Source organism: Pseudomonas sp. UBA5666, assembly GCF_002420785.1.
GTDB lineage: Bacteria > Pseudomonadota > Gammaproteobacteria > Pseudomonadales > Pseudomonadaceae > Aquipseudomonas > Aquipseudomonas fulva.
Genome location: NZ_DIIQ01000008.1, coordinates 204,505 through 229,006, shown reverse-complemented (window position 1 = coordinate 229,006; position 24,502 = coordinate 204,505). Strand labels below are relative to the sequence as shown.

The 24,502-nt window shown below is 64.3% G+C and carries 21 protein-coding genes and 1 riboswitch; of the genes, 7 read left to right on the top strand and 14 right to left on the bottom strand.

The genetic code is table 11. The features are described from left to right. Nucleotides 1-37 precede the first annotated feature (37 nt). On the top strand, nt 38-1,483 hold the full coding sequence (locus B2Y33_RS06280; protein ID WP_027913966.1) for a histidine kinase: 1,446 nt from the start codon (nt 38-40) through the stop codon (nt 1,481-1,483). Nucleotides 1,484-1,745: 262 nt separating this feature from the next. Here B2Y33_RS06280 and B2Y33_RS06275 read toward each other — a convergent pair whose 3' ends face one another. From B2Y33_RS06275 to B2Y33_RS06235, 9 genes are all read right to left on the bottom strand, one after another. Beyond that, nucleotides 1,746-2,456 carry a PqiC family protein gene (locus B2Y33_RS06275; protein WP_023532908.1) on the bottom strand — a complete coding sequence of 237 codons (711 nt, stop codon included), beginning with the start codon at nt 2,454-2,456 and terminating at the stop codon, nt 1,746-1,748. 172 nt (nt 2,457-2,628) lie between these two features. After that, nucleotides 2,629-4,884 (bottom strand): DNA topoisomerase IV subunit A, encoded by a 2,256-nt coding sequence (gene parC / locus B2Y33_RS06270; RefSeq protein WP_027913967.1) that lies wholly within the window; start codon nt 4,882-4,884, stop codon nt 2,629-2,631. Nucleotides 4,885-4,894: 10 nt separating this feature from the next. Further along, nucleotides 4,895-5,413: a retropepsin-like aspartic protease family protein gene (locus B2Y33_RS06265; protein ID WP_027913968.1), complete on the bottom strand. Its 519-nt coding sequence runs from the start codon at nt 5,411-5,413 to the stop codon at nt 4,895-4,897. After that, on the bottom strand, nt 5,410-6,396 hold the full coding sequence (locus B2Y33_RS06260; RefSeq protein WP_027913969.1) for an esterase-like activity of phytase family protein: 987 nt from the start codon (nt 6,394-6,396) through the stop codon (nt 5,410-5,412). The genes B2Y33_RS06265 and B2Y33_RS06260 overlap by 4 nt, the downstream gene beginning before the upstream one ends. Continuing rightward, nucleotides 6,393-8,297 (bottom strand): DNA topoisomerase IV subunit B, encoded by a 1,905-nt coding sequence (gene parE, locus B2Y33_RS06255; protein WP_027913970.1) that lies wholly within the window; start codon nt 8,295-8,297, stop codon nt 6,393-6,395. Before parE ends, B2Y33_RS06260 begins: the two co-directional genes overlap by 4 nt. 35 nt (nt 8,298-8,332) lie before the next feature. Further along, nucleotides 8,333-8,941, bottom strand: coding sequence for a YqiA/YcfP family alpha/beta fold hydrolase (locus B2Y33_RS06250; RefSeq protein ID WP_027913971.1), 609 nt, complete (start codon nt 8,939-8,941; stop codon nt 8,333-8,335). Nucleotides 8,942-9,235: 294 nt separating this feature from the next. Next, nucleotides 9,236-10,036 carry a 3',5'-cyclic-AMP phosphodiesterase gene (gene cpdA, locus B2Y33_RS06245; protein WP_027913972.1) on the bottom strand — a complete coding sequence of 267 codons (801 nt, stop codon included), beginning with the start codon at nt 10,034-10,036 and terminating at the stop codon, nt 9,236-9,238. A 12-nt stretch (nt 10,037-10,048) separates the two neighbouring features. Then, nucleotides 10,049-10,501 carry a DUF1249 domain-containing protein gene (locus B2Y33_RS06240; RefSeq protein WP_206405190.1) on the bottom strand — a complete coding sequence of 151 codons (453 nt, stop codon included), beginning with the start codon at nt 10,499-10,501 and terminating at the stop codon, nt 10,049-10,051. Continuing rightward, nucleotides 10,492-11,109 carry an NUDIX domain-containing protein gene (locus B2Y33_RS06235; RefSeq protein ID WP_023532940.1) on the bottom strand — a complete coding sequence of 206 codons (618 nt, stop codon included), beginning with the start codon at nt 11,107-11,109 and terminating at the stop codon, nt 10,492-10,494. The genes B2Y33_RS06240 and B2Y33_RS06235 overlap by 10 nt, the downstream gene beginning before the upstream one ends. Nucleotides 11,110-11,294: 185 nt before the next feature. Between B2Y33_RS06235 and B2Y33_RS06230 the strand changes: the two genes are divergently transcribed. Beyond that, nucleotides 11,295-12,041 carry an RsiV family protein gene (locus tag B2Y33_RS06230; RefSeq protein ID WP_027913974.1) on the top strand — a complete coding sequence of 249 codons (747 nt, stop codon included), beginning with the start codon at nt 11,295-11,297 and terminating at the stop codon, nt 12,039-12,041. On the opposite strand, the gene cytX is transcribed toward B2Y33_RS06230, so the two are convergent. Then, nucleotides 12,010-13,293, bottom strand: a complete 1,284-nt coding sequence (gene cytX, locus B2Y33_RS06225; RefSeq protein WP_027913975.1) for a putative hydroxymethylpyrimidine transporter CytX — start codon at nt 13,291-13,293, stop codon at nt 12,010-12,012. The two genes, B2Y33_RS06230 and cytX, sit on opposite strands and share 32 nt — an antisense overlap. A gap of 110 nt (nt 13,294-13,403) precedes the next feature. Then, the gene (gene thiC, locus B2Y33_RS06220; protein ID WP_027913976.1) at nt 13,404-15,284 is read right to left on the bottom strand and encodes a phosphomethylpyrimidine synthase ThiC; all 1,881 of its coding nucleotides are present in this window, start codon (nt 15,282-15,284) and stop codon (nt 13,404-13,406) included. 154 nt (nt 15,285-15,438) lie between these two features. After that, nucleotides 15,439-15,545: riboswitch (TPP riboswitch) on the bottom strand. Between the two features lie 159 nt (nt 15,546-15,704). Here thiC and B2Y33_RS06215 point away from each other — a divergent pair. Further along, nucleotides 15,705-17,138: a TolC family outer membrane protein gene (locus B2Y33_RS06215; protein ID WP_023532888.1), complete on the top strand. Its 1,434-nt coding sequence runs from the start codon at nt 15,705-15,707 to the stop codon at nt 17,136-17,138. A gap of 98 nt (nt 17,139-17,236) precedes the next feature. Here the strand turns inward: B2Y33_RS06215 and waaA are convergent, their stop codons facing one another. Both waaA and B2Y33_RS06205 read right to left on the bottom strand, forming a co-directional pair. Continuing rightward, nucleotides 17,237-18,508 carry a lipid IV(A) 3-deoxy-D-manno-octulosonic acid transferase gene (gene waaA, locus B2Y33_RS06210; RefSeq protein ID WP_027913977.1) on the bottom strand — a complete coding sequence of 424 codons (1,272 nt, stop codon included), beginning with the start codon at nt 18,506-18,508 and terminating at the stop codon, nt 17,237-17,239. 11 nt (nt 18,509-18,519) lie between these two features. Continuing rightward, entirely contained in the window at nt 18,520-19,410 is an 891-nt protein-coding gene (locus B2Y33_RS06205) for a LysR family transcriptional regulator (RefSeq protein WP_027913978.1), read from the bottom strand. Nucleotides 19,411-19,493: 83 nt separating this feature from the next. Between B2Y33_RS06205 and B2Y33_RS06200 the strand changes: the two genes are divergently transcribed. The 4 genes from B2Y33_RS06200 to B2Y33_RS06185 all read left to right on the top strand — a co-directional run bounded on the left by B2Y33_RS06200 (nt 19,494) and on the right by B2Y33_RS06185 (nt 22,933). Beyond that, nucleotides 19,494-19,826 (top strand): DMT family transporter, encoded by a 333-nt coding sequence (locus tag B2Y33_RS06200; protein ID WP_027913979.1) that lies wholly within the window; start codon nt 19,494-19,496, stop codon nt 19,824-19,826. A gap of 104 nt (nt 19,827-19,930) precedes the next feature. After that, nucleotides 19,931-21,106, top strand: a complete 1,176-nt coding sequence (locus B2Y33_RS06195) for an NAD(P)/FAD-dependent oxidoreductase (RefSeq protein WP_027913980.1) — start codon at nt 19,931-19,933, stop codon at nt 21,104-21,106. Next, the gene (locus B2Y33_RS06190; protein WP_027913981.1) at nt 21,103-21,915 is read left to right on the top strand and encodes an aldo/keto reductase; all 813 of its coding nucleotides are present in this window, start codon (nt 21,103-21,105) and stop codon (nt 21,913-21,915) included. Before B2Y33_RS06195 ends, B2Y33_RS06190 begins: the two co-directional genes overlap by 4 nt. A 46-nt stretch (nt 21,916-21,961) precedes the next feature. Beyond that, nucleotides 21,962-22,933: a hypothetical protein gene (locus B2Y33_RS06185; protein ID WP_027913982.1), complete on the top strand. Its 972-nt coding sequence runs from the start codon at nt 21,962-21,964 to the stop codon at nt 22,931-22,933. Nucleotides 22,934-23,002: 69 nt separating this feature from the next. On the opposite strand, the gene hldE is transcribed toward B2Y33_RS06185, so the two are convergent. Continuing rightward, entirely contained in the window at nt 23,003-24,424 is a 1,422-nt protein-coding gene (gene hldE, locus B2Y33_RS06180) for a bifunctional D-glycero-beta-D-manno-heptose-7-phosphate kinase/D-glycero-beta-D-manno-heptose 1-phosphate adenylyltransferase HldE (protein ID WP_027913983.1), read from the bottom strand. Between the last annotated feature and the right edge of the window lie 78 nt (nt 24,425-24,502).

Here is a 24,502-nt window from a genome sequence, read left to right as displayed (position 1 = left end):
ACTCCCCCCCACTTCATGCCATTAAGAGCCGAGCTCAGTGAACCGGCCCACCTCAGTCAAAACAGACAATTTCTTCCTGATGATCTATCGCGCCCTGAGTCAACGTCGCGTGCCATTGGCATTGCGCATCGCCTGCACCAACATCTTCCTGGTGGCCCTGGCGCTGGTGATCTATGCCTGCGTCATGGGGTTGCAGTTCAAACAGGCCATGCACGATCAGGCCGATGCCGTGGGCCAGAGCCTGACGACCCAGACGGCGACGTCGGCGACCGAGTTGCTGGTGGCCAACGATATCCTCAGCCTCAACGTGCTGCTGGGCAACCTGGTGAAGAACCCGCTGGTGGCACACGCCGCCATCTACAGCGTCGACAACCGCATCCTCGCCGAGGCAGGCCAGCGGCCGCGCAACAGCCTGCTGGGTGAGGCCGAGGGCGTCTATCAGACCAAAATCACCTTCCAGGACGTGGCTGCCGGGCAACTGCGCATGAGCCTGGACATGAGCCAGTTCCAGCAGCCCATGTTGATCAGCATGCAGAGCATGGCCATCCTGGCGGCCATTCTGCTGGTGCTTGCTCTGACCCTGAGCCTGCGCCAAGGCCGATTCATCACCTTGCCGCTGCTGCAACTGCGGGTCTGGTTGCGCGATCCGCAGTATTACACGCCCGCCACCGACCGCCAGGACGAGATCGGCGACATCGCCCGGCAACTGCATGCCCGCTTGGCCCCACCGCCTCCGCCAGAGCCGGAGCCGGAGCCCGAGGACGACGAGCATTTCGATGACGCGCCCGCCCCCGTTTCCAAGCCTGCTCAGCGCACTACCGTCACGAGCGCGGACGATGACGACGAGGCGTTCGCCGGCCTGCTGGACGACGACGCACCGGCACACGCGGTCGAAGTGGAGTCCGATGAGCCTCAGTTCAGCGCGGTGCTTGCCGTGCAACTGGGTTCCCAGGAGCAGCTGCGGCGCTTGCCGCGCACCCGCCTGACCGAGCTGACCGAGCGCTATCAGGAGTGCCTGGAGCATGCTGCCTCGCTGTACGAGGGCGAAACCCACACCCTCAACGACGGCAGTACGTTGGTCCTGTTCCACAGCCGCCAGTGCGGCGAGGACTATCTCACCAATGCCATCTGTTGCGGCGAGTTGCTACGCGCCTTGGGCCATGCCTTGCAGATCGACGTCGCTGACAGCGGCATCACCTTGCAACTGCAACTGGGCCTTGCCATGAGCAATGACCTCGATGGCCTGGAACTGGTCGACCTGCTGATGGCTGAAAAGGTGCAGGACGCGCTGGCACTGTCTCAACACAGCCGCAACCTGCTGCTGGTCGAGCGTAAGGTCAATGACGACGGTTTGATCCGCCAGCGAGCTCGCATTCGCCCAATCGCAAGCCCGGAAGGGGCATGCTGCGTGGAGCGCTTGATGGAGCCGTACCCCTCGATGCTGGAACGCCAACTGGCCCGCATGCACGAACGCCGCGCCTGAGCCATTACAGGGTCGCTGCGCGGCCCTGTACAGCGCCCACGAAAAAGCCCGCCTTGATGCTAATGCTGTTCACTTAAGCGTGTTGGGGCCGTTTCACGGCCCATCGCGGCACAAAGGCCGCTCCCACGATGCCCAGTGAGCCCGCTAACTCAAGCGTCACGCAGTCACTGTGGGAGCGGCCTTGTGCCGCGATGGGTCGCGGAGCGGCCCTAAATGAACAGCATTACGCCTTGATGCGGGCTTCTTCATGCCTGGCCTTCGGTTAGAACCGATACACTTCCATGTCGGTACGAATCGGCGAGGCCATCGGGATTTTGGATTTCTCGGGCTGCTTCTTGACCTGCACAGGCGCTGCAGGCTTCTTGGGTGCGGCTTCGGCAATGGCCGGCTGGTTTGCCAACGGCTTCACCGCAGTGCTCAGTTGCTCGGCCAGCTTCTGCAGCAATTGACCTTGCGCCTGTACCTGCGAGGCCTCGCTACCTTCATGCTTCTGCTCCAAATGCACGATGCGGTTGTCACGGACCTGGCCACGGCGGTCGAGCACACGCCATTGTGCATCCAGAACCGCGGGTTGGTTCTTGCCAGAGTCCAGCCGCGTGATCGACAGCAGCACTTGCACGTCCGGGCTGAAACCTGCCGTCGCCGGCGCCAGCACCACGCGCTGGCTATCCAGACGCCAGGCCAGCTGCCGCACCAGCAATTGATCGATGTCCGAGGACAGGCTGCCCGCCCAGCGCCCGTCGGTGGCGGCGCTGAGGCTGCCGTCGGCCTGGCGTTGCAGGAACGTCTCACGTTGCAGGTAGTCGGCCACCGAAACCGGGCCGAGCACGACGGCCATGCCCGCGTGTTGCGACGGCTGGCCAGGATCACCGCTGTCGAGCTGGTACAAGGCAACCGGCTGGTGCATTGTGCACCCGCCAAGGCCCAATAGACCCGTCATCAACAGCGCAAAGGGAAGGCGCAGAAATTTCATCATCCCATCCAGGCGGCTGCCTTCAGGCATGCCGCAGTGATACGTATGGATTCAAACGGGCACACGGCTACGCCGGCACCGCAGGGGGCATATCATCCGCGAAATGAGTGCTCGACTCCAGCATTTCTGCCCGCAACGGCGGTGAAATCGCCATTGCGGGCCTGTCTGACGGTCAGGCGGGCAATTCGACCTGCAGCCCATCGACCCGCTGGAAGCCACGTGGCAGCTTGCTGCCGCGCCTGCCGCGTTCGCCCTTGTAGTGCTCCAGGTCATCGCCCTTGAGTGACAGGGTCCGCTTGCCGGCTTGCAGCACCAGCGTAGCCCCTTCGGCTACCACGGCCAGGTCGGTGACATACTCTTCCCGGCTGGCGACCCGGTCACCGGGCACGCCGATGATCTTGTTGCCCTTGCCCTTGCCCAACTGCGGCAAATCACTGACCTTGAACACCAACAGACGGCCTTCGGTGGTCACGGCTGCCAGCCAGTCCTGCTCCCGGTTGAGCACCGGTCGCGGCGTCATCACCTTGGCGCCGTTGGGCAAGCTGAGCAGCCCTTTGCCAGCCTTGTTCTTGGCCTGCAGGTCTTCACCTTTGACCACGAACCCGTAGCCGGCATCGGAGGCCACCACGTACAGCGCATCGTCTTCGGGCAGCAGCACGCACTCGAAGGTGGCGCCCGGTGGTGGCGTCAGGCGCCCGGTCAGGGGCTCGCCCTGGCCACGGGCTGACGGCAGGCTGTGGGCAGCCACCGAGTAGCTTCGGCCGGTGGAATCGATGAGCACGGCAAATTGGTTCGAGCGCCCCGCGGCTGCGGCCTTGAACCCATCCCCGGCCTTGTACGACAGGCCCGTGGCATCGATGTCATGGCCCTTGGCACACCGCACCCAGCCTTTTTCCGACAGCACCACCGTGACGGGCTCGGTCGGCATCAGCTCGTTTTCGGAGAGCGCCTTGGCTTCTGCCCGCGCGACGATCGGCGAGCGTCGGTCGTCGCCATAGGTTTGAGCATCCTTGAGCAATTCGCTGCGCACCAACTTGCGCAGCTTCGCCTCGCTGCCCAGCAGCGCCTGCAGCTTGGCCTGCTCTTTGAGCAGCTCGTCCTGCTCGCCACGGATCTTCATTTCTTCCAGCCGGGCGAGCTGGCGCAGGCGGGTTTCCAGGATGTAATCGGCCTGGATCTCGGTGAGGTCGAAGCGGGCGATCAGCGCCTGCTTAGGGTGTTCCTCGGTGCGGATGATATGAATCACTTCGTCCAGATTGAGGAAGGCAGTGAGCAAACCATCCAGCAAGTGCAGGCGTTTTTCCACCTTGTCCAGACGATGCTGCAAGCGGCGCCGGACGGTGCCGGTACGGAACTCCAGCCATTCCAGCAGCAGCGCCCGCAGGTTCTTCAGCTGCGGACGACCGTCCAGGCCGATGATGTTGACGTTGACCCGGTAGCTGCTTTCAAGGTCGGTGGTGGCGAACAGGTGCTGCATCAGCTCGTCGGCATCCACGCGATTGGAGCGCGGGATGATGACGATGCGGCACGGGTTTTCGTGATCGGACTCATCGCGCAGGTCAGCGACCATCGGCAGCTTCTTGGCCTGCATCTGTGCGGCAATCTGCTCCAGTACCTTGGCGCCGGACACCTGGTGCGGCAACGCCGTGACGACGATATCGCCATCCTCGACCCGGTACACTGCACGCATGCGAATCGAACCGCGCCCGCTTTCATACATCTTGAGGATGTCGGCCCGAGGCGTGACGATCTCTGCCTCGGTCGGGTAATCGGGCCCTTGAATGTGCTCGCACAACTGCTCGATGGTGGCCTTTGGCTCGTCGAGCAAACGCACGCAGGCACTGGCCACCTCACGCAGGTTGTGCGGTGGCACATCGGTGGCCATGCCCACGGCGATACCGGTGGTGCCGTTGAGCAGAATGTTGGGCAGGCGCGCAGGCAACACCGCCGGTTCCTGCAAGGTGCCGTCGAAGTTGGGCACCCAATCCACGGTACCTTGGCCGACTTCGTCAAGCAGCACCTCGGCATAACGCGACAGCCGTGCTTCGGTATAGCGCATGGCGGCAAACGACTTGGGATCGTCCGGCGCGCCCCAGTTGCCCTGGCCGTCCACCAATGTGTAGCGGTAGCTGAAGGGCTGCGCCATCAGCACCATGGCTTCGTAGCAGGCCGAGTCCCCGTGAGGGTGGAACTTGCCGAGCACATCGCCCACGGTACGCGCCGACTTCTTGTGCTTGGCATCGGCGTCCAGGCCCAACTCGCTCATGGCGTAGACAATGCGCCGCTGCACTGGCTTGAGGCCATCGCCGATATGCGGCAGGGCCCGGTCCATGATCACGTACATGGAGTAGTTGAGGTAGGCGTGTTCGGTGAAGTCAGCCAACGAGCGGCGTTCGACGCCGTCCAGACTGTCTTGTAGTTCGCTCATGCGAGCCTCGTCATTTCAGGTTCTGGCGCAGCAGCATGGTGCCGCCGCGCTGGGTAAATTCAAGTTGTTTCAAGGCGCTCATGCCCAACAGCACGGTGGTGCCATCCAGGCCCGGCACCACGATCGCGCGGATGTCGCGCAGGTGGATATCGCCCAATTGCAGGCTGTCCAGCCGGGTGCGATAGCCTTGCGTGCGACCGTTGGCCGTGCTGACGGTTACCGGGCTGCCACGTCTGAGCGCAAGGCCGTCGGCCAGGGATTCGGGTATGGCGACATCGGTGGCACCGGTGTCGAGCATGAAATGCACCACCTGGCCATTGATGGCGCCATCGGCCACGAAGTGGCCCTGGCCATTGCCCAGCAGGCGCACCTCGACGAACCCTTGCCCGTGGGAGGACTGGACCTGCGCATTGGGATTGCGCTGGCGGTCTTCCCACTGCCCGAAGAAGCGCGTAGCCAGAAACAGCGCCGCCGCCCAGGCCAGGATCATCAGCACCCTGCCCGCCCGTCTGCCCGGTGCCTGACTCACGGCTTGGCGCTCCAGCCGCCGGCAGGGGCCGCAAAGCGCCAGACGATCGGTCGGCGCTCGCCATCGGCACGCGCGCCTTCATTGTTGTCCAGGCCGATCCACGCCCCCTCGGCGTCGACCACCAGCGCCTCGGCCACACCGAACAGCTGGTCATAGCGGCGCGGCTCGGTCAACGCGTCGGCCGCAAATGACCAGCAGCGCTCGACCTGGCCGCTGTCGGCATCGCGGCGACAGATGCGATAGGCATTGCGCTCGAGCGTGAACAGTTTGCCGTCGAACCAGGCCAGGTCGGCGAAGTCCCGTGAAACCGGCCGCGCATCGGGTATCTGCGGCGGTTGCATCTCTACACCGGCTTCGCTGAACAGGACGCAGCGGGGCCCGCAGGCCCACACCGACTGTTGGCGCTCGATGGCCACCAGCCCGCGGCGCTCACGCTCGCCGGCCAGCCACAGGCGATCGCCAGCAGGATTGACGGCCACACCCTCGAACAGCGCATTGAAGTTCAGCAGCATGCCGCTGGCGCGCGCCTGGCGCACCATGGCCGAATCGATCTTCAGCCAGTCTGGCGTGCCCGAAACAGGCAGTTGCAGCACGGCGGCATGCGCCTCGCTGACCAGGTACAGGTTGCCGGCCTGGTCACAGGTGATGCCCTCGAAGTCAAGGTCGCCACCGCGCAGCCACGACGCCAGCCAGGTCCGCATCTTCAGCCCCCATGGCAAGCCGCTTTCCGGCACCGGTGGGGGGTCAAAGGCCACTGCCTGCGCCTGCCATGCACCGTCCTTGAGCTCGAAACGGTAAATACGGTCGTCGTCGCGGTCCGAGACACCCCACAAGCTGCCGCGGCATTGCGCAAGGCCCGACAGGTTACCGGCACGCATGCCATCGACGGGGTGCTCGCCCATCAGTTCGAGTTCAGGCCAGGTGTCTGCCAAGGTCGGCAAGGCCACCAGCGGCAGGCAAGCCGCCAGGAGCCAACGAATCAAACCATGACCTCGGCCAGGTTGCCCTTGGTTTCCAGCCAGGCCTTGCGATCACCTGCACGCTTCTTGGCCAGCAGCTTGTCCATCAGCTCGCACGTGGTCTGCACGTCGTCCAGGGTGAGCTGGACCAGGCGCCGGGTGTTGGGGTCCATGGTGGTTTCGCGCAACTGGGGCGGGTTCATCTCGCCCAGGCCCTTGAAGCGGGTGACCTGCGGCTTGCCGCGTTTTTTCTCTGCCACCAGGCGGTCGAGAATGCCGTCTCGTTCGGCTTCATCCAGGGCATAGTAGATTTCCTTGCCCAGGTCGATGCGGTACAGCGGCGGCATGGCCACATACACGTGACCGGCTTCGACCAGTGCCCGGAAATGCTGCACGAACAGCGCGCACAGCAAGGTGGCGATGTGCAGGCCGTCGGAGTCGGCGTCGGCCAGGATGCACACCTTGCCATAGCGAAGCTGGGCCAGGTCGGTGGCACCTGGGTCTACGCCGATGGCGACGGCGATGTTGTGCACTTCCTGGCTGGCGAGTACTTCACCGCCGTCCACTTCCCAGGTGTTGAGGATCTTGCCGCGCAGCGGCAGGATCGCCTGGAACTCCTTGTCACGCGCCTGCTTGGCCGAACCGCCGGCCGAGTCGCCCTCGACCAGGAACAGCTCGGCGCGCATTGGGTCCTGGCCTGCGCAGTCGGCCAGCTTGCCCGGCAGTGCCGGGCCCTGGGTGATGCGCTTGCGCTCGACCTTCTTGCTGGCTTTCAGGCGGCGCCCGGCGTTACTGATGGCCAACTCGGCCAACTGCATGCCCAGCTCCGGGTGGGCGTTGAGCCACAGGCTGAAGGCATCCTTGACCACGCCTGAAACGAAGGCGGCGGCTTCACGCGAGGAAAGGCGCTCCTTGGTCTGCCCGGAAAACTGTGGGTCCTGCATCTTCATCGACAGCACGAAGGTGATGCGCTCCCAGACGTCTTCGGGGGCCAGCTTCACACCACGCGGCAGCAGGTTGCGGAATTCGCAGAACTCACGCATCGCATCCAACAGGCCCTGGCGAAGGCCGTTGACATGGGTGCCGCCCTGGGCCGTGGGGATCAGGTTGACGTAGCTTTCCTGGATGCTGTCGCCCCCTTCGGGCAGCCACAGCAGGGCCCAATCGACCGCTTCCTTGTTGCCGGCCAGGTTGCCGCAGAACGGCTCGTCGGGCAGGCGCTGGAAGTCACTGACCGAATCCACGAGGTAGGAGCGCAGGCCGTCTTCGTAATGCCACTCCACCTTCTCGCCGCTGGCCTTGTCCTCGAAACTGACGAGCAGGCCTGGGCAGAGCACGGCCTTGGCCTTGAGCACGTGCTTGAGCCGGCTGATGGAAAACCGCGGGGAGTCGAAGTACTTGGGGTCGGGGCTGAAATAGACGCTGGTGCCGGTGTTGCGCTTACCGACCGTGCCGACCACTTCCAGCTCGCTTGCCTTGAAGCCATCGGCAAAGGTCATCTGGTACTCGTTGCCATCACGCTTTACGCGCACGCGCACCTGCGTGGACAAGGCGTTGACCACCGAAATGCCGACGCCGTGAAGGCCGCCGGAGAACTGGTAGTTCTTGTTGGAGAACTTGCCGCCGGCATGCAGCTTGGTGAGGATCAGTTCGACGCCCGACACGCCCTCTTCTGGGTGGATGTCCACCGGCATGCCGCGTCCGTCGTCGCTGACTTCCAGCGAATGGTCGGCGTGCAGGATGACCTGCACCGAACGGGCGTGGCCGGCGAGGGCTTCGTCGACGCTGTTGTCGATGACTTCCTGGGCCAGGTGGTTGGGGCGGCTGGTGTCGGTGTACATGCCCGGCCGCTTGCGAACCGGGTCAAGGCCCGAGAGGACTTCGATGGCGTCTGCGTTATAGGCGCTAGCGCTGGGATTGGCCATGGGGTCTCGTCGTCAGTCTGGTGAATGCAAAAAAATCAAAATACAGAAAAATCGAGTGCAGCGTACTGCGTCGGGGCAACACCGGCGAAGGCCAGCAGGGCCGGCAGGCGCTCGGCGAAGCCTTGAAAACTGTGGTCCCCACCGGCCTGGATACGCAGCGCGCAGTGGCGGTAGTACCGCTCGGCATGGCGATAGTCCAGGGTTTCGTCACCGGTCTGCAACCATACCTGGTAGCGGCTTGGGTCCGCAGGAGGCGGGACCTCCAGCTCGGCCAGCGCCTGGACGTGGTCGAGGGTCAACTCCCACGCCTGGCCTGTGTGATGGTTGTGCTGGGTACCCAGATAGCCGTCGAACGAGCGGTGCGGCCCTACGGCGGGATTGATCAGCAAGGCCTTGAGGCCATGGCGTTCGGCCAGGTAGGTGGCATAGTAGCCGCCCAGTGAGCTGCCCACCAGCAACGGCGCGTCCAGTTCGGCGATGCAGCCTTCAAGCTGCTCGATGGCCTGGCGGGGGTGGTGATGCAGCGCTGGCAGGCGCAGCCGGTCGATCAGCCCGAGGTGCTGCATGACGGCCTGAAGCTGCCTGGCCTTGGCTGACAACGGCGAACTGTTGAAGCCGTGTATATAAAGGATGGAACCCGACATGCTGCTCCCCGAAAGCTGTAGCGTTGCGCCTGTAGGCAGGCGCAGGGACGCGCAGTGTATCGCGTTCGCAAGGTTTTGGCGCCGCGCCGGTTTTTCTGAAACACATTCCCCGACGGGCAGGGTGAAGAGTCACTGAGAGGATTCGCAGCTTTGGTGTAAGCGGCGGGATGGGCGTCTGACCGGCATCTACACGGCAATGTGCTGGCTTGCTGATACGGCACCAGACAGTTGGGCCCACAAGCCCAAGAGCCCGTCAGCTCAGGCACCACACGGCCAATGGAGCGGCCTCGCGGTTCAATACCCGGGGCTATCGAAATCGAGCCTGACCTCGAAATCCAGCGCCCGCTCCACCCCCGTGTCCACCGTCCCATCAGCATGCAGGCGGATCCAGCGGTAGCCAGGATGCTGCTGACTCACCTCGAAATCCTCACTGCCTGGCGCGAACTGAATGCAGGTCGAAGGCGTGGCCAGCAGCCGCAGGTCGCCGCGCCATTGATCCCATTCCTGATGCACGTGCCCCCACAACAGCGCGCGCACCTGGGGATGACGATCGAGCACGGCGAACAGCGCATCGGCGTTGCGCAGGCCGATGGGGGCGATCCATGCGCAGCCGATGTCGACCGGTTGATGGTGCAGGCACACCAGGCAATGGCGCTCCCCTGCCGTGCGTAAGGCCGCCTCCAACACACTGAGCTGGGCGTCCTGCAGCCAACCATGGGCCGCCCCTGGCACTGCCGTGTCGAGCATGACGATGCGCCAGACCCCGATGTCGGTAACCGGCTGCACCAACTCGGGCGCCACCTGCGCCATCACCTGCGCTTCGTCATGGTTGCCCGGTAGCCAGCGCGCCGGCGCGGCAAAGCCTGCGGTCAATTGCTCAAAGGCTGCGTAGGACGCAACGCTGGCGTCCTGGGACAGGTCCCCCGTGCACACCAGCAGGTGCGTGTCGTGCTGCTCGCGCAACGCCTGCTGCACCACATGGCGCAGGCTGTCGCGGGTATTGAGGCCCAGCATGCTGCCCTCGGGGCTGGCGAACAGATGGGCGTCGGTCAGGTGCACCACGTTAACGGTGCCGGCAGGGTTCGAGTGCGGCAAGGCCGTCTCCTTTCAGCGAGCGCTTACCAGTTCGTGGCCGCAGGCCAGGCAGTGGGAAAGCCATTCACCCAGGAACAGGTTCAGCTGGGCTTTCTCGTCCGGCTGATGCATGGCGGCGTTGGGGTAAGGATAGATGCTACGCAAGCGCCGGGCGTGCTCAGCACTCACCACTTCGGCCATGCGGGCATCGTGGTACACCTGCACCTCCATGACCGGGACCGGCAGCCAGGGCAGACTGTGCTCCTGGCGTATGCGCAGCGTGGTGGTATAGGGGCAGGCCAGGACCACGTCGAGCACCAGCACGCCCAGCATCTGGTCGCCCTGGGTCATGCCGATGCTGCGCGAACTCTGGGTGGTGCGCATGTCCGGGAGCAGGCGAATCAGCCGGGCATAGTTGGCCTCGCAGGCGGCCTGCAACCCGGCCAGGTCGACCCGGTAGCGCTCGCGCAACAGGTTCACTTCCACATACCTCGAACTTCGTCGCGGTTCAGGGCAAGCCATTGCAAGCCGATGATGGTCGCGGCATTACAGATGCGCCCGTCGCGTACCGCCTGCAAGGCATCCTCGAACGACCACACGCGCACCCGGATGTCCTCGCCTTCGGACTCCAGCCCGTGCAGGCCGCCGGCACCCTCGGCGCTGCAGCGGCCCAGGAACAGGTGGACGTATTCGTCACTGCCGCCTGGCGAAGGAAAATAGCGCGTCATCGGCCACAGCGCGCTGAAGGTCAGGCCGGCCTCTTCCTCGGCCTCGCGGTGCGCCACCTCTTCAGGTTGCTCATCCTTGTCGATCAGCCCGGCGACCATCTCGATCAACCAGGGGTTGGCGACCTTGTCCAGGGCACCCACACGAAACTGCTCGATCAGGACCACTTCATCGCGCTGCGGGTCGTACGGCAGAACGCACACCGCGTCATGGCGCACGAACAGCTCACGGCTGATTTCCCGACCCATTCCACCGGCGAACAGCTCATGGCGAAGGTGGAGCTTGTCGAGCCTATAAAAGCCCTGGAAGCACTTGTCCCGCTTGACGATCTCGACCGCCTGGGGCACTGAATTCAACGTATCCGACATGAAAATCCTCGTTGCATCGCTGCTGCATCGCGCCATCCTACTCTGCACGCTGGCACGTTTCACCCCCCGGCGACAACCGTTGGCGTACATGGCACAGCAGGCCCGGTCTCTGTTAGCTTAGTGGCGAACTGAAGGCCATGCCGACGGTCAAAGGCCGACTTTTCCCTGTTCTTGCAAGGATCATCATGACACTTGTCAAACTGACATCCATCGCTGTGCTGGCCTTGGCGCTGGGCGCATGCCAGAGCCTGTTCGCCCCCAACTACCGAGCGCCGCTCGAGGTCAAGCGCGAAGCCTGGGAACACGTCAAGCCAGGCTGCAGCGAGCGTGATTGCCCGTTGGTGAATATTGACACCGTGCATTTCCCGGCGTTGCCCAAGCTCGACGGCATTGTCGAAAAGCGTCTGCTGCAACTGACCGAGGACAACCAGCACGGGGCGGCACCGACAACGCTGCAAGCCTACGAACAGCACTACCTGTCCAACGCCGAGAAGCGCAACAGCAGCTACCTGCAGGCCAAAGTACGCGAACAGCATGACGGGCTGGTGATCATCGAGCTGTCCAGCTACCTGGATACCGGTGGCGCCCATGGCATGCCAGGTCGTGCGTTCATCAACTATTCACGCAAGCTGGACAAGGTCCTGACCCTGCAGGACATGCTGGTCCCCGGCCAGGAAGAAACGTTCTGGAAGACGGTGGAGGAATCACACCGGGCCTGGCTGATGAGTGTCGGCATGGACAAGGATGCCGAGTTCATCAAAACCTGGCCATTCAAGCGCTCGCCGCATATCGCTCTGACCTACGGCGCGGTGGTGGTGAAGTACGAGGTGTACGCCATCGCGCCGTATTCCATGGGCCATGTGGAGCTGAAAATTCCCTACCCACGCCTCAATGGCGTGATCAAGCCCGAACTGTTCCCCGGCCGCGGCTGAAGTTCAATACGCCATACAACACACCTGCCAGCACCAACGCCGGCAGGGTCGCGCCCAGGTCCGGCGCCTGGGCGGCGATGATGTGATACGCCGCCACGCCTGCCGCCCATGCCAGCAATGCCGGCCAGTGCAGCGCCCCCACATGGGCTGGAATGCTGCGACGGCGAACCCAGTAATGGTCCGTCAGCACCACACCGAACAGTGGGGCGAACACCGAGCCGATCAGTAGCAGGAAGTTTTCGTACTGGGCAAGCGGTGCCAACAGGGCGATCAGGGTGCACAGCACGCCGATGGCCAGGGCCAGGTGTTCAACCTTCACGCGTGCCAGCACGCCGGCGGAGACCGCCGCCGAATGAATGTCGGCGAAGGCTTTTTCCGATTCGTCGAGCAGAATCAGTAGCAACGGAATACCCATGCCCGCCCCAGCGAGCGCCAGCAGCAGGGCATTGACTTCGCCTTGCGCCGCGAAGGCCAGGGTATAGGCCACCCCCAGGCTCATCAACCAGGTGTTGCCGATGAAATACCCCACCACCGTGCTGCCGAACACCTGCCTGCCGTCGCGGGCAAAACGCGAATAGTCGGCAATCAGCGGCAGCCAGGACAGGGGCATGGCGATGACGATGTCAAAGCCCACGGCCAGCGACATCGACCCATCCCCGCCGCGCTGCCACAACATCGCCAGGTCGGCCTTGGCGAACAGGTTCCAGGTCAGCCAGACACAGGCGCCCAGCAGCAGCCAGATGCCCCAGGCCCGCAGGATCTTGCGCACGAAAGCCAACGGTCCACTGACCGCCAGCACGGTGGCCAGCGCGCCAAAACACAGCGTCCATAGCACCGGGCTGTTCCAGATGCTGCCCTCACCGAAGGCTCGCGCACCCAACAGGCTGGCGGCATCGCGCATCACGATGATCTCGAAGGCGCCCCAGCCTATCAGCTGCAATACGTTGAGCAGCGCTGGCAAGCGCGCACCCTGCGCCCCCAGGCTGAGCTTGAGCGTACCCATGGCGGACAAACCGGTGTCGCTGCCGATCACACCGGCAGCACCCAGCAACAGCACACCGACCCCGGTGCCCAGGACGATGGCCAGGATGGCCCCGGACAGGCCAAGGCCCGGCGCCAGCATGGCACCGACTTGCAGCACCATCAGGCCGATGCCTAGGGAAAACCACAGTGAAAACAGGTCGCGACCACCGAATACGCGCTGGCCGTTGGGAATGGGATGATCAGGGGAAAATTGACTGGACGTGGTCATGCTTGCTCGCACTCGGCAATGTGATTGTTGGGGTGGGCGCAAGGCAGGCCGCTAACCAGGTCCCTGCTTCGCGGCCTGAGTGGCGCCCACCTTGGCCCAAAGGCTGGGCCTCAGACCTTGTGGTACAGCTGGCTGCCGGCTTGGCGGAAGCGCTCGGCCTGCTCGCGCATGCCCTGCTCCACCGAGACGTCCACGGTTTCGATCCGGGCAGCGTATTCACGCACCTCCTGGGTGATCTTCATGGAGCAGAACTTCGGCCCGCACATGGAGCAGAAATGCGCCACCTTGGCCGACTCCTTGGGCAGGGTCTCATCATGGAAGGCACGCGCCGTGTCGGGGTCCAGCCCCAGGTTGAACTGGTCTTCCCAGCGAAACTCGAAGCGCGCCTTCGACAGCGCGTTGTCGCGAATCTGGGCCCCTGGGTGACCTTTGGCCAGGTCGGCTGCATGGGCCGCAATCTTGTAGGTGATGATGCCGGTCTTGACGTCGTCCTTGTCGGGCAGCCCCAGGTGTTCCTTGGGCGTGACATAGCAGAGCATGGCGCAGCCGAACCAGCCGATCATGGCCGCTCCGATGCCGGAAGTGATGTGGTCGTAGCCAGGGGCGATGTCGGTGGTCAGCGGGCCCAAGGTGTAGAACGGCGCTTCGTCACAGCATTCGAGCTGCTTGTCCATGTTCTCCTTGATCAACTGCATCGGCACATGGCCGGGGCCTTCGATCATGCACTGCACATCGTGCTTCCAGGCAATCTTGGTCAGCTCGCCCAGGGTTTCCAGCTCGCCAAACTGCGCCGCATCGTTGGCATCGGCGATCGAGCCCGGGCGCAGGCCATCGCCCAGCGAGAAGCTGACGTCGTAGGCCTTCATGATTTCGCAGATTTCATCGAAGTGGGTGTACAGGAAGTTCTCCTGGTGATGCGCCAGACACCACTTGGCCATGATCGAACCACCCCGGCTGACGATGCCGGTGACGCGCTTGGCGGTCAGCGGTACATAGCGCAGCAGCACCCCGGCATGGATGGTGAAATAATCCACGCCCTGCTCGGCTTGTTCGATCAGCGTGTCGCGAAACAGCTCCCAGGTCAGGTCCTCGGCCACGCCACCGACCTTTTCCAATGCCTGGTAGATGGGCACGGTGCCGATGGGCACGGGGGAGTTGCGAATGATCCATTCGCGGGTTTCATGGATGTGCTTGCCGGTGGACAAGTCCATGACGGTGTCCGAACCCCAGCGAATGCCCCAAGTGAGCTTGGCCACCTCTTCTTCGATGGACGAACCCAGCGCACTGTTGCCGATGTTGCCGTTGATCTTCACCAGGAAGTTGCGGCCGATGATCATCGGCTCCAGCTCGGTGTGGTTGATGTTGGCCGGAATGATGGCGCGGCCACGGGCCACTTCCTCGCGCACGAACTCGGGGGTGATTTCCTTGGGAATGCTGGCGCCGAAGCTGTGACCGGCATGCTGCGTATCGAGCAGGCCTGCCGCCCGGGCCTCCTGCAGCTTCATGTTCTCGCGGATGGCCACGTATTCCATCTCGGCGGTGATGATGCCCTGGCGGGCGTAGTGCATCTGCGACACATTGGCGCCTGGCTTGGCACGACGCGGGTTGCGGACATGGGCGAAGCGCAGCTTGGCCAGCTCGGCGTCGTTCAGGCGCTGCTGGCCGAAGTGGGAGCTCAGGCCGTTCAGGCGCTCGGTGTCACCGCGTGCATCGATCCAGGCCGAACGCACGTCGGCCAGGCCCTTGCGCACGTCGATCAACACCTCTGGGTCGGTGTAGGGGCCGGAAGTGTCGTAGACCAGCACGGGCGCATTACGCTCGCCCCCGAAATCGGTGGGCGTGTCGGCCAGGCTGATCGCGCGCATCGGTACGCGAATATCCGGGCGCGAGCCCTGGACATAGACCTTGCGCGAGCGCGGAAACGGCTGCACGGACTGCTGATCGACTTGCGCCGATTCGCTGAGGTTCATCGCTTTTTCTTGTTGGGTCATCACAGGCTCTCCAGACGGCTTCCTAGCAGTGGAATGTCGGGGTGAACCTGAAGGACGCGGACGCACTCCTAGACGGGTGCGGTGCCAAAGACGGGGTGTCATGGGCTGCAAACAGCCGATGCTTTCCCGGACCTGGCACAAGAGGCTCCCCGGGAAGGCGAGCAATCTTGTTCCCTACGCAGGCGCTAACCTGATCAGGTTCAACGGGATCCGCACCTATGCGATCTCAGCCTTTGCTTCAAGGCACCCCGACAAGAACATGCGCAGTCTAGACTGGAGTTGCCGGCAAAGCCAAGCGAGCAATCCCGGGAATGATCAACGGCATCAGGGTGATTGTTGCCCGGAGCGCGTGGCACTACACTGCGTCATCAAGCAAAACTCAACAGTTCAGTAATTACATTTCGTACAAGGATTGCCCCTATGCTGCGCAAACTCTCACTGGCCTTGGCCGTGTCTTGTGCGTCCCATACGATGGCCTGGGCGGCGGACGTACCGGCAACGGTGAAGACCGATCTGGTGAGCGTTTACCAGGAAGCGGTAGAGAACAACGCCGACCTGGCAGCCGCCCGCGCCGACTACGGCGCGCGCCGCGAAATCGTGCCCCAGGCCCGTGCCGGCTTGCTGCCCAACCTGTCGGCCGGTGCCGAGATGCAAAGCACCCGCACCAAGCTCGACGAGCCGTCGATCACATCCAACCGCAGCGGCAATGCCTGGAGCGCGACCCTGGCCCAGCCCATCTTCCGCGCTGACCGCTGGTTCCAGTTGCAAGCGGCCGAGGCCGTCAACGAACAGGCCGCGCTGGAGCTGTCTGCCACCGAGCAGAACCTGATCCTGCAGACTGCGCAAAGCTACTTTGCGGTGCTGCGTGCGCAGGACAACCTGGCGGCCAGCAAGGCCGAGGAAGCGGCCCTCAAGCGTCAGCTCGACCAGTCCAACGAACGTTTCGACGTGGGGCTTTCGGACAAGACCGACGTGCTGCAGTCCCAGGCCAGCTATGACACGGCCCGCGCCAACCGCATCATCGCCGACCGTCAGGTGCAGGATGCTTTCCAGGCGTTGGTCACCCTGACCAATCGGGAGTACACCGCTATCCAGGGTGTAGTCCACAGCCTGCCGGTGCAGGTGCCCGTGCCCAACGACGCCAAGGCCTGGGTCGAAACCGCCGGCCGGCAGAACCTCAACCTGTTGGCGACCAACTACGCGGTGTCTGCGGCGGAAGAAACGTTGCGTCAGCGCAAGGCCGGTCACGCCCCGACCGTCGATGCCGTGGCCAAATACCAGAAAGGTGACAACGACAACCTGGGCTTCAGCAACCCATCGCCGCTGGGTGTTCGGTATGGGGGCGACGTGGAGCAGACCACCGTTGGCCTGCAGTTGAACATTCCCATCTACAGCGGCGGGCTGACCAGTTCACAGGTACGCGAAGCCTACCAGCGCCTCAGCCAGAGCGAACAGCAGCGCGAAAGCCTGCGCCGTCAGGTGGTGGAGAACACCCGCAACCTGCACCGTGCGGTGAACACCGACGTCGAACAGGTACAGGCGCGCAAGCAGTCGATCATCTCCAACCAGAGCGCGCTCGAGGCTACCGAAATCGGCTACCAGGTGGGCACCCGCAACATCGTCGATGTGCTCGACGCCCAGCGCCAGCTGTACACCTCTGTGCGCGACTACAACAACAGCCGGTACGCCTACATCCTCGACAACCTGAGCCTGAAACAGGCGGCCGGCACGCTGAGCCCGCAAGACTTGCAGGACCTCAAGCGCTACCTGAAACCCGACTACAACCCGGACAAGGATTTCCTGCCACCGGACCTGGCGGCAGCGGCGGCGAAGAATTTCGAGCGTAAGCCCTGAGGACGGGCAGCCTCATCTGGGGGAGCCGGCTTGCCGGCGATGGGCCGCAAAGCGGCCCTGATCACGCCAACCGCAACCATCGCCCCGACAGTGAGCGCTCAGGGCATCAGCCTTCCCAACCCCTTCAGCAAGCGCTGCAGCGCCCCTTGGTTGGCCCTCATCACTGCCCTACCCGCCTCACCCATGCGCCGGGCATCTTGCGGTAATTCGACCAGCCGTTGCACGGCACCGGCCAACCCCTGAGCGTCATCGACCTGCTGCAACGCACCCGCCTCGCGCAGCATGGCGCTGATTTCGAGGAAGTTGAACACGTGCGGCCCCATGAGCACCGGTAGCGCCAGGGCTGCCGGTTCCAACGGGTTGTGCCCGCCGGTCGGCACCAGGCTGCCACCGACGAACGCCATGTCGGCCAGGGCATACAAGAACAGCAATTCACCCATGGTGTCGCCCAGCAGCACCTGGGTCTGGGCAAGCACCGGTAGCCCGGTAGAGCGACGCACCGTGGCAAACTGCTGACTGCAGATGGCATGAACCGCGTCAAAGCGCTCGGGATGCCGGGGCACCAGGATCAGCAACGCATCCCCATGCACCTGCAGCAACTGCTGGTGTGCCTGGAGGATCAGGGCATCTTCGCCGTCGTGTGTGCTGGCGGCAATCCACACCGGGCGCGAAGTGGCGGCCCATTGCTGGCGCAAAGCCTGGGCGCGCGGCACCAGCTGCTCATCGATCTTCAGGTCGAACTTGATGGAGCCGGTGACCTGCACGCAGGCAGCACGCGCGCCGAGTGCCAGAAAGCGCTGGGCCTCCACCTCGGTCTGCGCGGCAATCAGGCTCATTTCGGCCAGCATGGGCCGGGTCAGCCTGGCAAACCGCCCGTAGCCACGGGCCGAGCGTTCGGACAGGCGCGCATTGGCCAGCGCCACGGGAATACCGCGCCTGGCGCATTGATGGATGTGATTGGGCCAGAGTTCGGTTTCCATGATCACGCCCAGCCTTGGCTGCACATGGTCGAGAAAGCGCCCCGCCGCCCACGGCAGGTCGTATGGCAAGTAGCAATGCTGGACCCGCGGCTCATCGGCGAACAGGGCGCCAATGCGCTCCGAACCGGTGGGCGTCATGCACGTCAGTGTGATCGGCAGCTCAGGGTAGGCCTTTAGCAGTGCGCGCACCATGGGGGCAGCTGCGATGCTTTCGCCTACGGAAACCGCATGGACCCATATGCCGCCCTTGCGCATCGTCGGCAGCTTGATGGCAAAGCGCTCGCCGATACGGCGCCCGTAGGCCGGCGCCTTGCGCGCGCGTAGGTACAGGCGAAGTGCAAGCAGTGGCAGGGCAAGGTGAAACAGCAAGGTGTAGAGAGTTCTGTTCATGGCGACGCAGTTTACCCGATCGCACGCAAATGCACCGCAAAGCGCTCGGCCAGCCACTGCGCCGCAGGCCCCAGCGGCTCGTCCCGACGCCAGGCCAGCTCCACCACCAGCGCCGGTGGCCGCCAGTCGCTGGCCAGCTCCACCATATGCGCCTGATAGGTGGGGTACTGCACCACATGCCGCGGCAGCCAGGCCCAGCCCAGCCCGCGCATCAGCAGTTCGGCCATGGCATAGAAGCTGTCGGCCCGCCACACCTGTGGGCTGATCGCCTCACCCCCCGGGTAACCGCTCTGCTGGGGGGTGATCAGCAGCTGGCGATGGCGTGCCAGTTGCTGTCGGTCCGCCCGGCCGGCCTGCGCCAAGGGGTGGCCGACGGCGCAGACCGTGACCATTTCCACGCTACCCAAGGCCCGCCGTTCCAGCGACGCCGGTACGCGCTCATGGTGAAAGAACAACCCCAGGTCGGCACGCCGCTCCACCAGCTTGCGTGCGACGTCGCCCTGCGCGCCGCTGGCCAGTTGAACTTCCAGAAAGGGGTAACGGGTTGCCAACTCATCCAGGCTGTCGATGACAGGCTGATACGGCATCGCCTCATCCTGCGCCACCCGCAGCAGTGCTTCCTGGCCACGCATCAACGCCAAGGCCCGCCCATCCAGACGCTCGCACTGGCGCAGCAGCTCGCGGGCATCGGCAAGCAGCGCTTCGCCGTTTGCGGTGAGCTTCGGCTGGCGCCCACTGCTGCGTTCGAACAGGGTGACCCCAAGGTCCGTTTCGAGCAGGGCGATGGCGTTGCTGACCGCTGATTGAGCCTTGTGCTGTTCGCGCGCAACGGCAGAAAACGAACGCAGCTCAGCCACGCGCATGAACGTGCGCAACTGATCCAGACTCCATTGCTCGGCCATTCACCTATCTCCTTACCAGATAGGTAATGACTTTACCGCATTCGAGTACGGCCTAGAATGCGCCCATCCACTGGAGAACCGCCATGAATGCCTACACCTACCTCGCGATTGCCATCTGCGCCGAAGTCGTCGCCACCGCCTCCATGAAGGCTGTCAAAGGCCTTAGCACCCCATTGCCTCTGCTGCTGATGGTGGCGGGCTACGCCATCGCGTTCTGGATGCTGACGCTGGTGGTGCGCAGCATCCCGGTGGGCATCGCCTACGCGATCTGGTCGGGGCTGGGTATCGTGCTGATCAGCGTGGCGGCACTGGTGCTCTATGGGCAGAAACTGGACATCCCGGCGATGCTCGGCATGGCGATGATCGTCGGCGGCGTGGTGGTGATTCAGCTGTTCTCCAAGACCACGGGGCACTGAGCCGGGCCGTGGCAGCAGCGTCAGGATGCGTGGCGCACGCCAGCCCGTGCATCCGACCCTGAGCCTGTATACTTGCCAGCTGTCCCAGTTTTCGAGGTATCGCCATGCCATCTGCCATTTCCACTGACGTGCTGATCGTCGGCGCCGGGGTCGCAGGCCTCTGGCTCAATGCCCGCTTGCGCCGCCTGGGTTATTCGACAGTGCTGGTGGAGCGCGCCACGGTAGGCGGCGCACAGACGCTCAAGTCCCAGGGCATCATCCATGGCGGCACCAAGTACGCGCTGCATGGGGCGCTGACCGGCGCCTCGGAGGCGATTGCCGACATGCCGCGCCGCTGGCGCGAAGCCTTGGCAGGCAACGGCGAACTGGACCTGCGCCATACGCGCCTGCTGTCCGATGCGCACTACCTGTGGTCTCCAGGCACCCTGGCCGGCAATCTCACCAGCTTCTTCGCCAGCAAGGCGGTGCGCGGCCGGGTGGATCAGGTCAAAGGCGACCAATTGCCTGCGGCGTTGCAGGACCGTGCCTTCAAGGGCAAGGTCTATCGGTTGGCCGAACTGGTGATCGACGTGCCCAGCCTGCTGACCAACCTGGCCGAACTGGCCGGTGACAGCCTCCTGGCGGGCGAACGCATCGAGCCGCTGCGCGACGAGGGCGAGCTGGTGGGCCTGCGTGTGGACGGGCGTGACATCCGCGCCCAGCGCATCGTGCTCAGCGCGGGCGCCGGCATCGCGGACCTGTTGCAGGCACTGGGGCTCGAGCAGCCCGCCATGCAAACCCGCCCCCTGCACATGGTGATGGTCAAGGGAGCCAACCTCAAGCCACTTTATGCCCATTGCCTGGGCGCAGGCCCCAAGCCGCGGATGACGGTCACCACCCACCCGGCCGCCGACGGACAGTGGGTGTGGTACCTGGGCGGCGAACTGGCCGAAGCCGATGGCGTGGCCCGCGAGCCGGCCGCGCAGATCGCCGCCGCGCAGAAAGAAGTGGCCAGCCTGCTGCCCTGGGTGGATCAAAGCCAGTTGCACTGGGCCACGTTGCGAGTGGACCGTGCCGAGCCTGCCCAGTCCGGCCTGGTGCGCCCGGACAATGCGTTTCTTGCCGAACAGCAACGGCTGCTGGTGGGCTGGCCTACCAAGCTGGCCCTGGCACCTGACTTCAGCGACCGGGTTATCCGCCAGTTGCAACGCGACGCCGTGCAACCTCAGGCCCAGGCCGACCTGACCGACTTGCCGCGCCCGCCGCTGGGCCAGCCTGCATGGGAGACCCTCCTGCCATGAGCTTGCCAACTCTCCACGGTTTGCACCGCCCCCTGGGCAGCACGGGCTTGCAGGTTTCGCCCCTGGGGCTGGGCACGGTCAAGCTTGGCCGGGACCAGGGCGTGAAATACCCTTCAGGCTTCACCATCCCCGGCGACGATGAAGCCAGGCTGCTGCTTGGCCAGGCCCGCGACCTGGGCATCAACCTGCTAGATACCGCTCCGGCCTATGGCCGCAGTGAAGAGCGCCTTGGCCCGCTGCTGCGGGGTCAGCGCGATGCCTGGGTGCTGGTGAGCAAGGTGGGCGAGGAATACGACGCCGGTCAATCGCGTTTCGATTTCAGCGCGGCCCACACGCGCCGATCGGTGGAGCGCAGCCTGCGCCGGCTGGAAACCGACCGCATCGACCTGGTGCTGGTGCACTCCGACGGTAATGACCTGGCCATCCTCGAGCAGCAGGCGGTGTATGAGACCTTGGCCACGCTCAAGCGTGAAGGCAAGATCCTGGGCTTCGGGTTTTCAGGCAAGACTGTAGCCGGAGGCTTGAAGGCCTTGGAGCAAGGCGACTGCGCCATGGTCACCTTCAACCTGAACGAACAGGCAGAGCGCCCGGTACTCGACTACGCTGCGCAGCACGGCAAGGCCATCCTGGTCAAAAAGGCCCTGGCCAGCGGCCATGCCTGCCTGGCACCCGGCGTCGACCCGGTCCGTGCCAGCTTCGAGCTGCTCTTCGCCCACCCTGGCGTCAGCAGTGCTATCGTGGGCACCATCAACCCGTTGCACCTGGCCCATAACGTGGCCACCGTCGCCCGAATCCTGGGCCAGCATTGAGTCTGCCTGGCCACGCGCCGGGCGAGCCGTCGCAAGGAGGAGCAACGTGGCGCGAACGCTGATACGCAAGAACCCGAGCAACTTCAAGACGCTGCCGCTGCATGTCGAGGCCACGGCCGAAAGCCTTCTCTACCAGGGCACTGGCATGCCCCTCAATTTCGCCCAGACCCAACAACGTCGCAAACCGGTGGCGGTGGCAGATCCCCAGCGGTTCGTGGTCGAGCTTGCCAACTTGGGTGTGTCGGTGCGCCTGACGCTGAGCTGGCAGAACCGCGACTACTGGGTGCTGGTGCGTCAACGGCGCCAAGACCGCGGCGACGTGGTGCTAAAGCTGATCTCAGGTTACGTGCCCGCTCAGGAACTGAACCTGCCATTGCACACCGCCGTGCAGGAAGTAGCCGAGGAATGCCTGCTGGAAACCACAGAGGGCTGGCTGGGCGGCCGCTTCAACGACACCTGGCTACCTGTGCCCTATGCGGCAGCCTTGCACTACCGAGAAACGCCGCATTTTCAACTGACCCCGCAGTCCGGTGCCGCCCGCCCGGTCCACTGCGGCAACCTGGTCCTGCTGGAGCGGCCCCGTGCCTACGTGCACCTGCCGACCGCTTCGCTGCAACTGATCTACGACATGCGCCTGCAAGTGCCCAGGGAGGCCAAGAAGCTCAGCCTGTTCCATGTGGATGAACGTCTTGAGGGCGACCAGTTGGTGGCGCGGCTGAACCGCAAGCGCCCGGACCTGTACCTGATGCCGCTACAGGACGGCCAACCCCTGGCCGAGCTGTATACCCTGAAGAAAGACGAACTGGTGCCGGCCAGCACACGGGGGTTGTACCTGGCCGAAAGCTTCGCCCGGCAGGAGGGCTGGGTGGTCAACGAGGAACGGATACGCTGGAAGGATTGGGTGCGTCAACAAGGCCTGGTTGAACCCAAGCCTGCCCGAGCCTCCCACCTGCAACGGTTCGGTGCCAAGGCCCGAGCGCTGCTCAAGCGGGCGCGTACCTCGCTGCACAAGCCCTGAGCGAAGCGGGCATGCAGCGCGCCGCCGCTGGCGCCGCCGCAACAAGGGCTGCCACGCAGCCCTGCCCTGTCAGTGCTTGCGGATCTTCTCGACGATGGCAGTGGTGGAGCTGTTTTCGACCAACCCCAGCACTTTCACGGTGCCGCCATAGGCGTTGACGATGTCGGCGCCAACCACTTGATCGATGCCGTAGTCGCCGCCTTTGACCAGCACATCCGGCTTGACCTGGCTCAGCAGGTTTTCTGGGGTGCCTTCGGAGAAACTGATCACCCAGTCCACCGCGCCCAGGCCTGCCAACACGGCCATGCGGCGATCGACGCTGTTGATCGGCCGGCCCGGGCCCTTCAGCCGGCTGACCGATGCATCGTCGTTGACCGCCACGATCAGGCGATCGCCTTGAGCGCGCGCCTGCTCCAGGTAGGTCACGTGGCCCGCATGCAGAATGTCGAAGCAGCCATTGGTGAACACGATACGCTCGTTGTGTGCCCTGGCATCGTCGATCGCTACCAGCAATTGCTCAAGGCCCAGCACCCCGCGCTCGGACCCTTCTTCGCGCTGGATGGCGCGGCGCAGTTCCGGCGCGCTGATCGCCGCAGTACCAAGCTTGCCGACGACAATACCCGCCGCCAGGTTGGCCAGGGCCACTGCCTGGGGCAGCTCTTCACCGGCGGCAATGGCGGCGGCAAGGGTGGAGATCACCGTATCGCCTGCGCCGGTCACATCGAACACTTCACGTGCACGGGCTGGCAGGTGCAGGGGCGGATGACCATTGCGCAGCAAGGTCATGCCGTGCTCGCCACGGGTCACCAGCAAGGCGCCCATGTCCAGCTCCTGGAGCAGCTGCAAACCTTTGGCAACCAGCTCCGCCTCGTCGGTACAACGCCCAACGATGTTCTCGAACTCGCTGAGGTTGGGGGTAATCAGGCTGGCCCCGCGATAGACGGAGAAATCCTTGCCCTTGGGGTCGGCCAGCACCGGGATGCCCTTGGCCCGTGCGGCCTGGATCAGCGCCTGGTGGTTTTTCAGCGCGCCCTTGCCGTAGTCCGACAGCACCAGGACCTTGACGCCTTCGAGCAAACCGTCGACTTCTGCGCTGAGCGACACCGGGTCGGTGGCGAAGGATTCTTCGAAATCGATGCGCAGCAGCTGCTGGTGCCGGCTCATGACCCGCAGCTTGACGATGGTCGGCTGATGCGCAATGCGCTGGAAGACCGAACGCACGCCTGCCGCCTGCAGGCTGTTGGAAAGGCTGTCGGCAGCTTCGTCCTGCCCGGTGACGCCCACCAGGGACGCCGGCGCGCCCAGTGCGGCGATGTTCAAGGCCACGTTGGCCGCACCGCCTGGGCGATCCTCGATCTGATCGACCTTGACCACCGGCACTGGCGCTTCCGGCGAAATACGCGACGTACCGCCATGCCAGTAGCGGTCGAGCATGACATCGCCGACCACCAGTACCGGGGCTTGATCGAAACGCGGCATGGACAACTTCATGGGCAACCCATATGACAATAGTGAACAGGGACGGGATATTAGCACAGCGCGGCTGGCGGCTTTAGGGCCAGTTCGCGC

Coding starts and splice junctions, on each gene's coding strand:
- parE (WP_027913970.1), bottom strand. CDS start 8,297: ATGGCCAATCCCAGCGCTAGCGCCTATAACGCAGACGCCATCGAAGTC.
- B2Y33_RS06205 (WP_027913978.1), bottom strand. CDS start 19,410: ATGGCCGAGCAATGGAGTCTGGATCAGTTGCGCACGTTCATGCGCGTG.
- hldE (WP_027913983.1), bottom strand. CDS start 24,424: ATGAAGTTGTCCATGCCGCGTTTCGATCAAGCCCCGGTACTGGTGGTC.
- B2Y33_RS06230 (WP_027913974.1), top strand. CDS start 11,295: ATGACACTTGTCAAACTGACATCCATCGCTGTGCTGGCCTTGGCGCTG.
- cytX (WP_027913975.1), bottom strand. CDS start 13,293: ATGACCACGTCCAGTCAATTTTCCCCTGATCATCCCATTCCCAACGGC.
- B2Y33_RS06275 (WP_023532908.1), bottom strand. CDS start 2,456: ATGAAATTTCTGCGCCTTCCCTTTGCGCTGTTGATGACGGGTCTATTG.
- B2Y33_RS06250 (WP_027913971.1), bottom strand. CDS start 8,941: ATGTCGGGTTCCATCCTTTATATACACGGCTTCAACAGTTCGCCGTTG.
- B2Y33_RS06215 (WP_023532888.1), top strand. CDS start 15,705: ATGCTGCGCAAACTCTCACTGGCCTTGGCCGTGTCTTGTGCGTCCCAT.
- B2Y33_RS06200 (WP_027913979.1), top strand. CDS start 19,494: ATGAATGCCTACACCTACCTCGCGATTGCCATCTGCGCCGAAGTCGTC.
- thiC (WP_027913976.1), bottom strand. CDS start 15,284: ATGACCCAACAAGAAAAAGCGATGAACCTCAGCGAATCGGCGCAAGTC.
- B2Y33_RS06235 (WP_023532940.1), bottom strand. CDS start 11,109: ATGTCGGATACGTTGAATTCAGTGCCCCAGGCGGTCGAGATCGTCAAG.
- waaA (WP_027913977.1), bottom strand. CDS start 18,508: ATGAACAGAACTCTCTACACCTTGCTGTTTCACCTTGCCCTGCCACTG.
- B2Y33_RS06195 (WP_027913980.1), top strand. CDS start 19,931: ATGCCATCTGCCATTTCCACTGACGTGCTGATCGTCGGCGCCGGGGTC.
- parC (WP_027913967.1), bottom strand. CDS start 4,884: ATGAGCGAACTACAAGACAGTCTGGACGGCGTCGAACGCCGCTCGTTG.
- B2Y33_RS06190 (WP_027913981.1), top strand. CDS start 21,103: ATGAGCTTGCCAACTCTCCACGGTTTGCACCGCCCCCTGGGCAGCACG.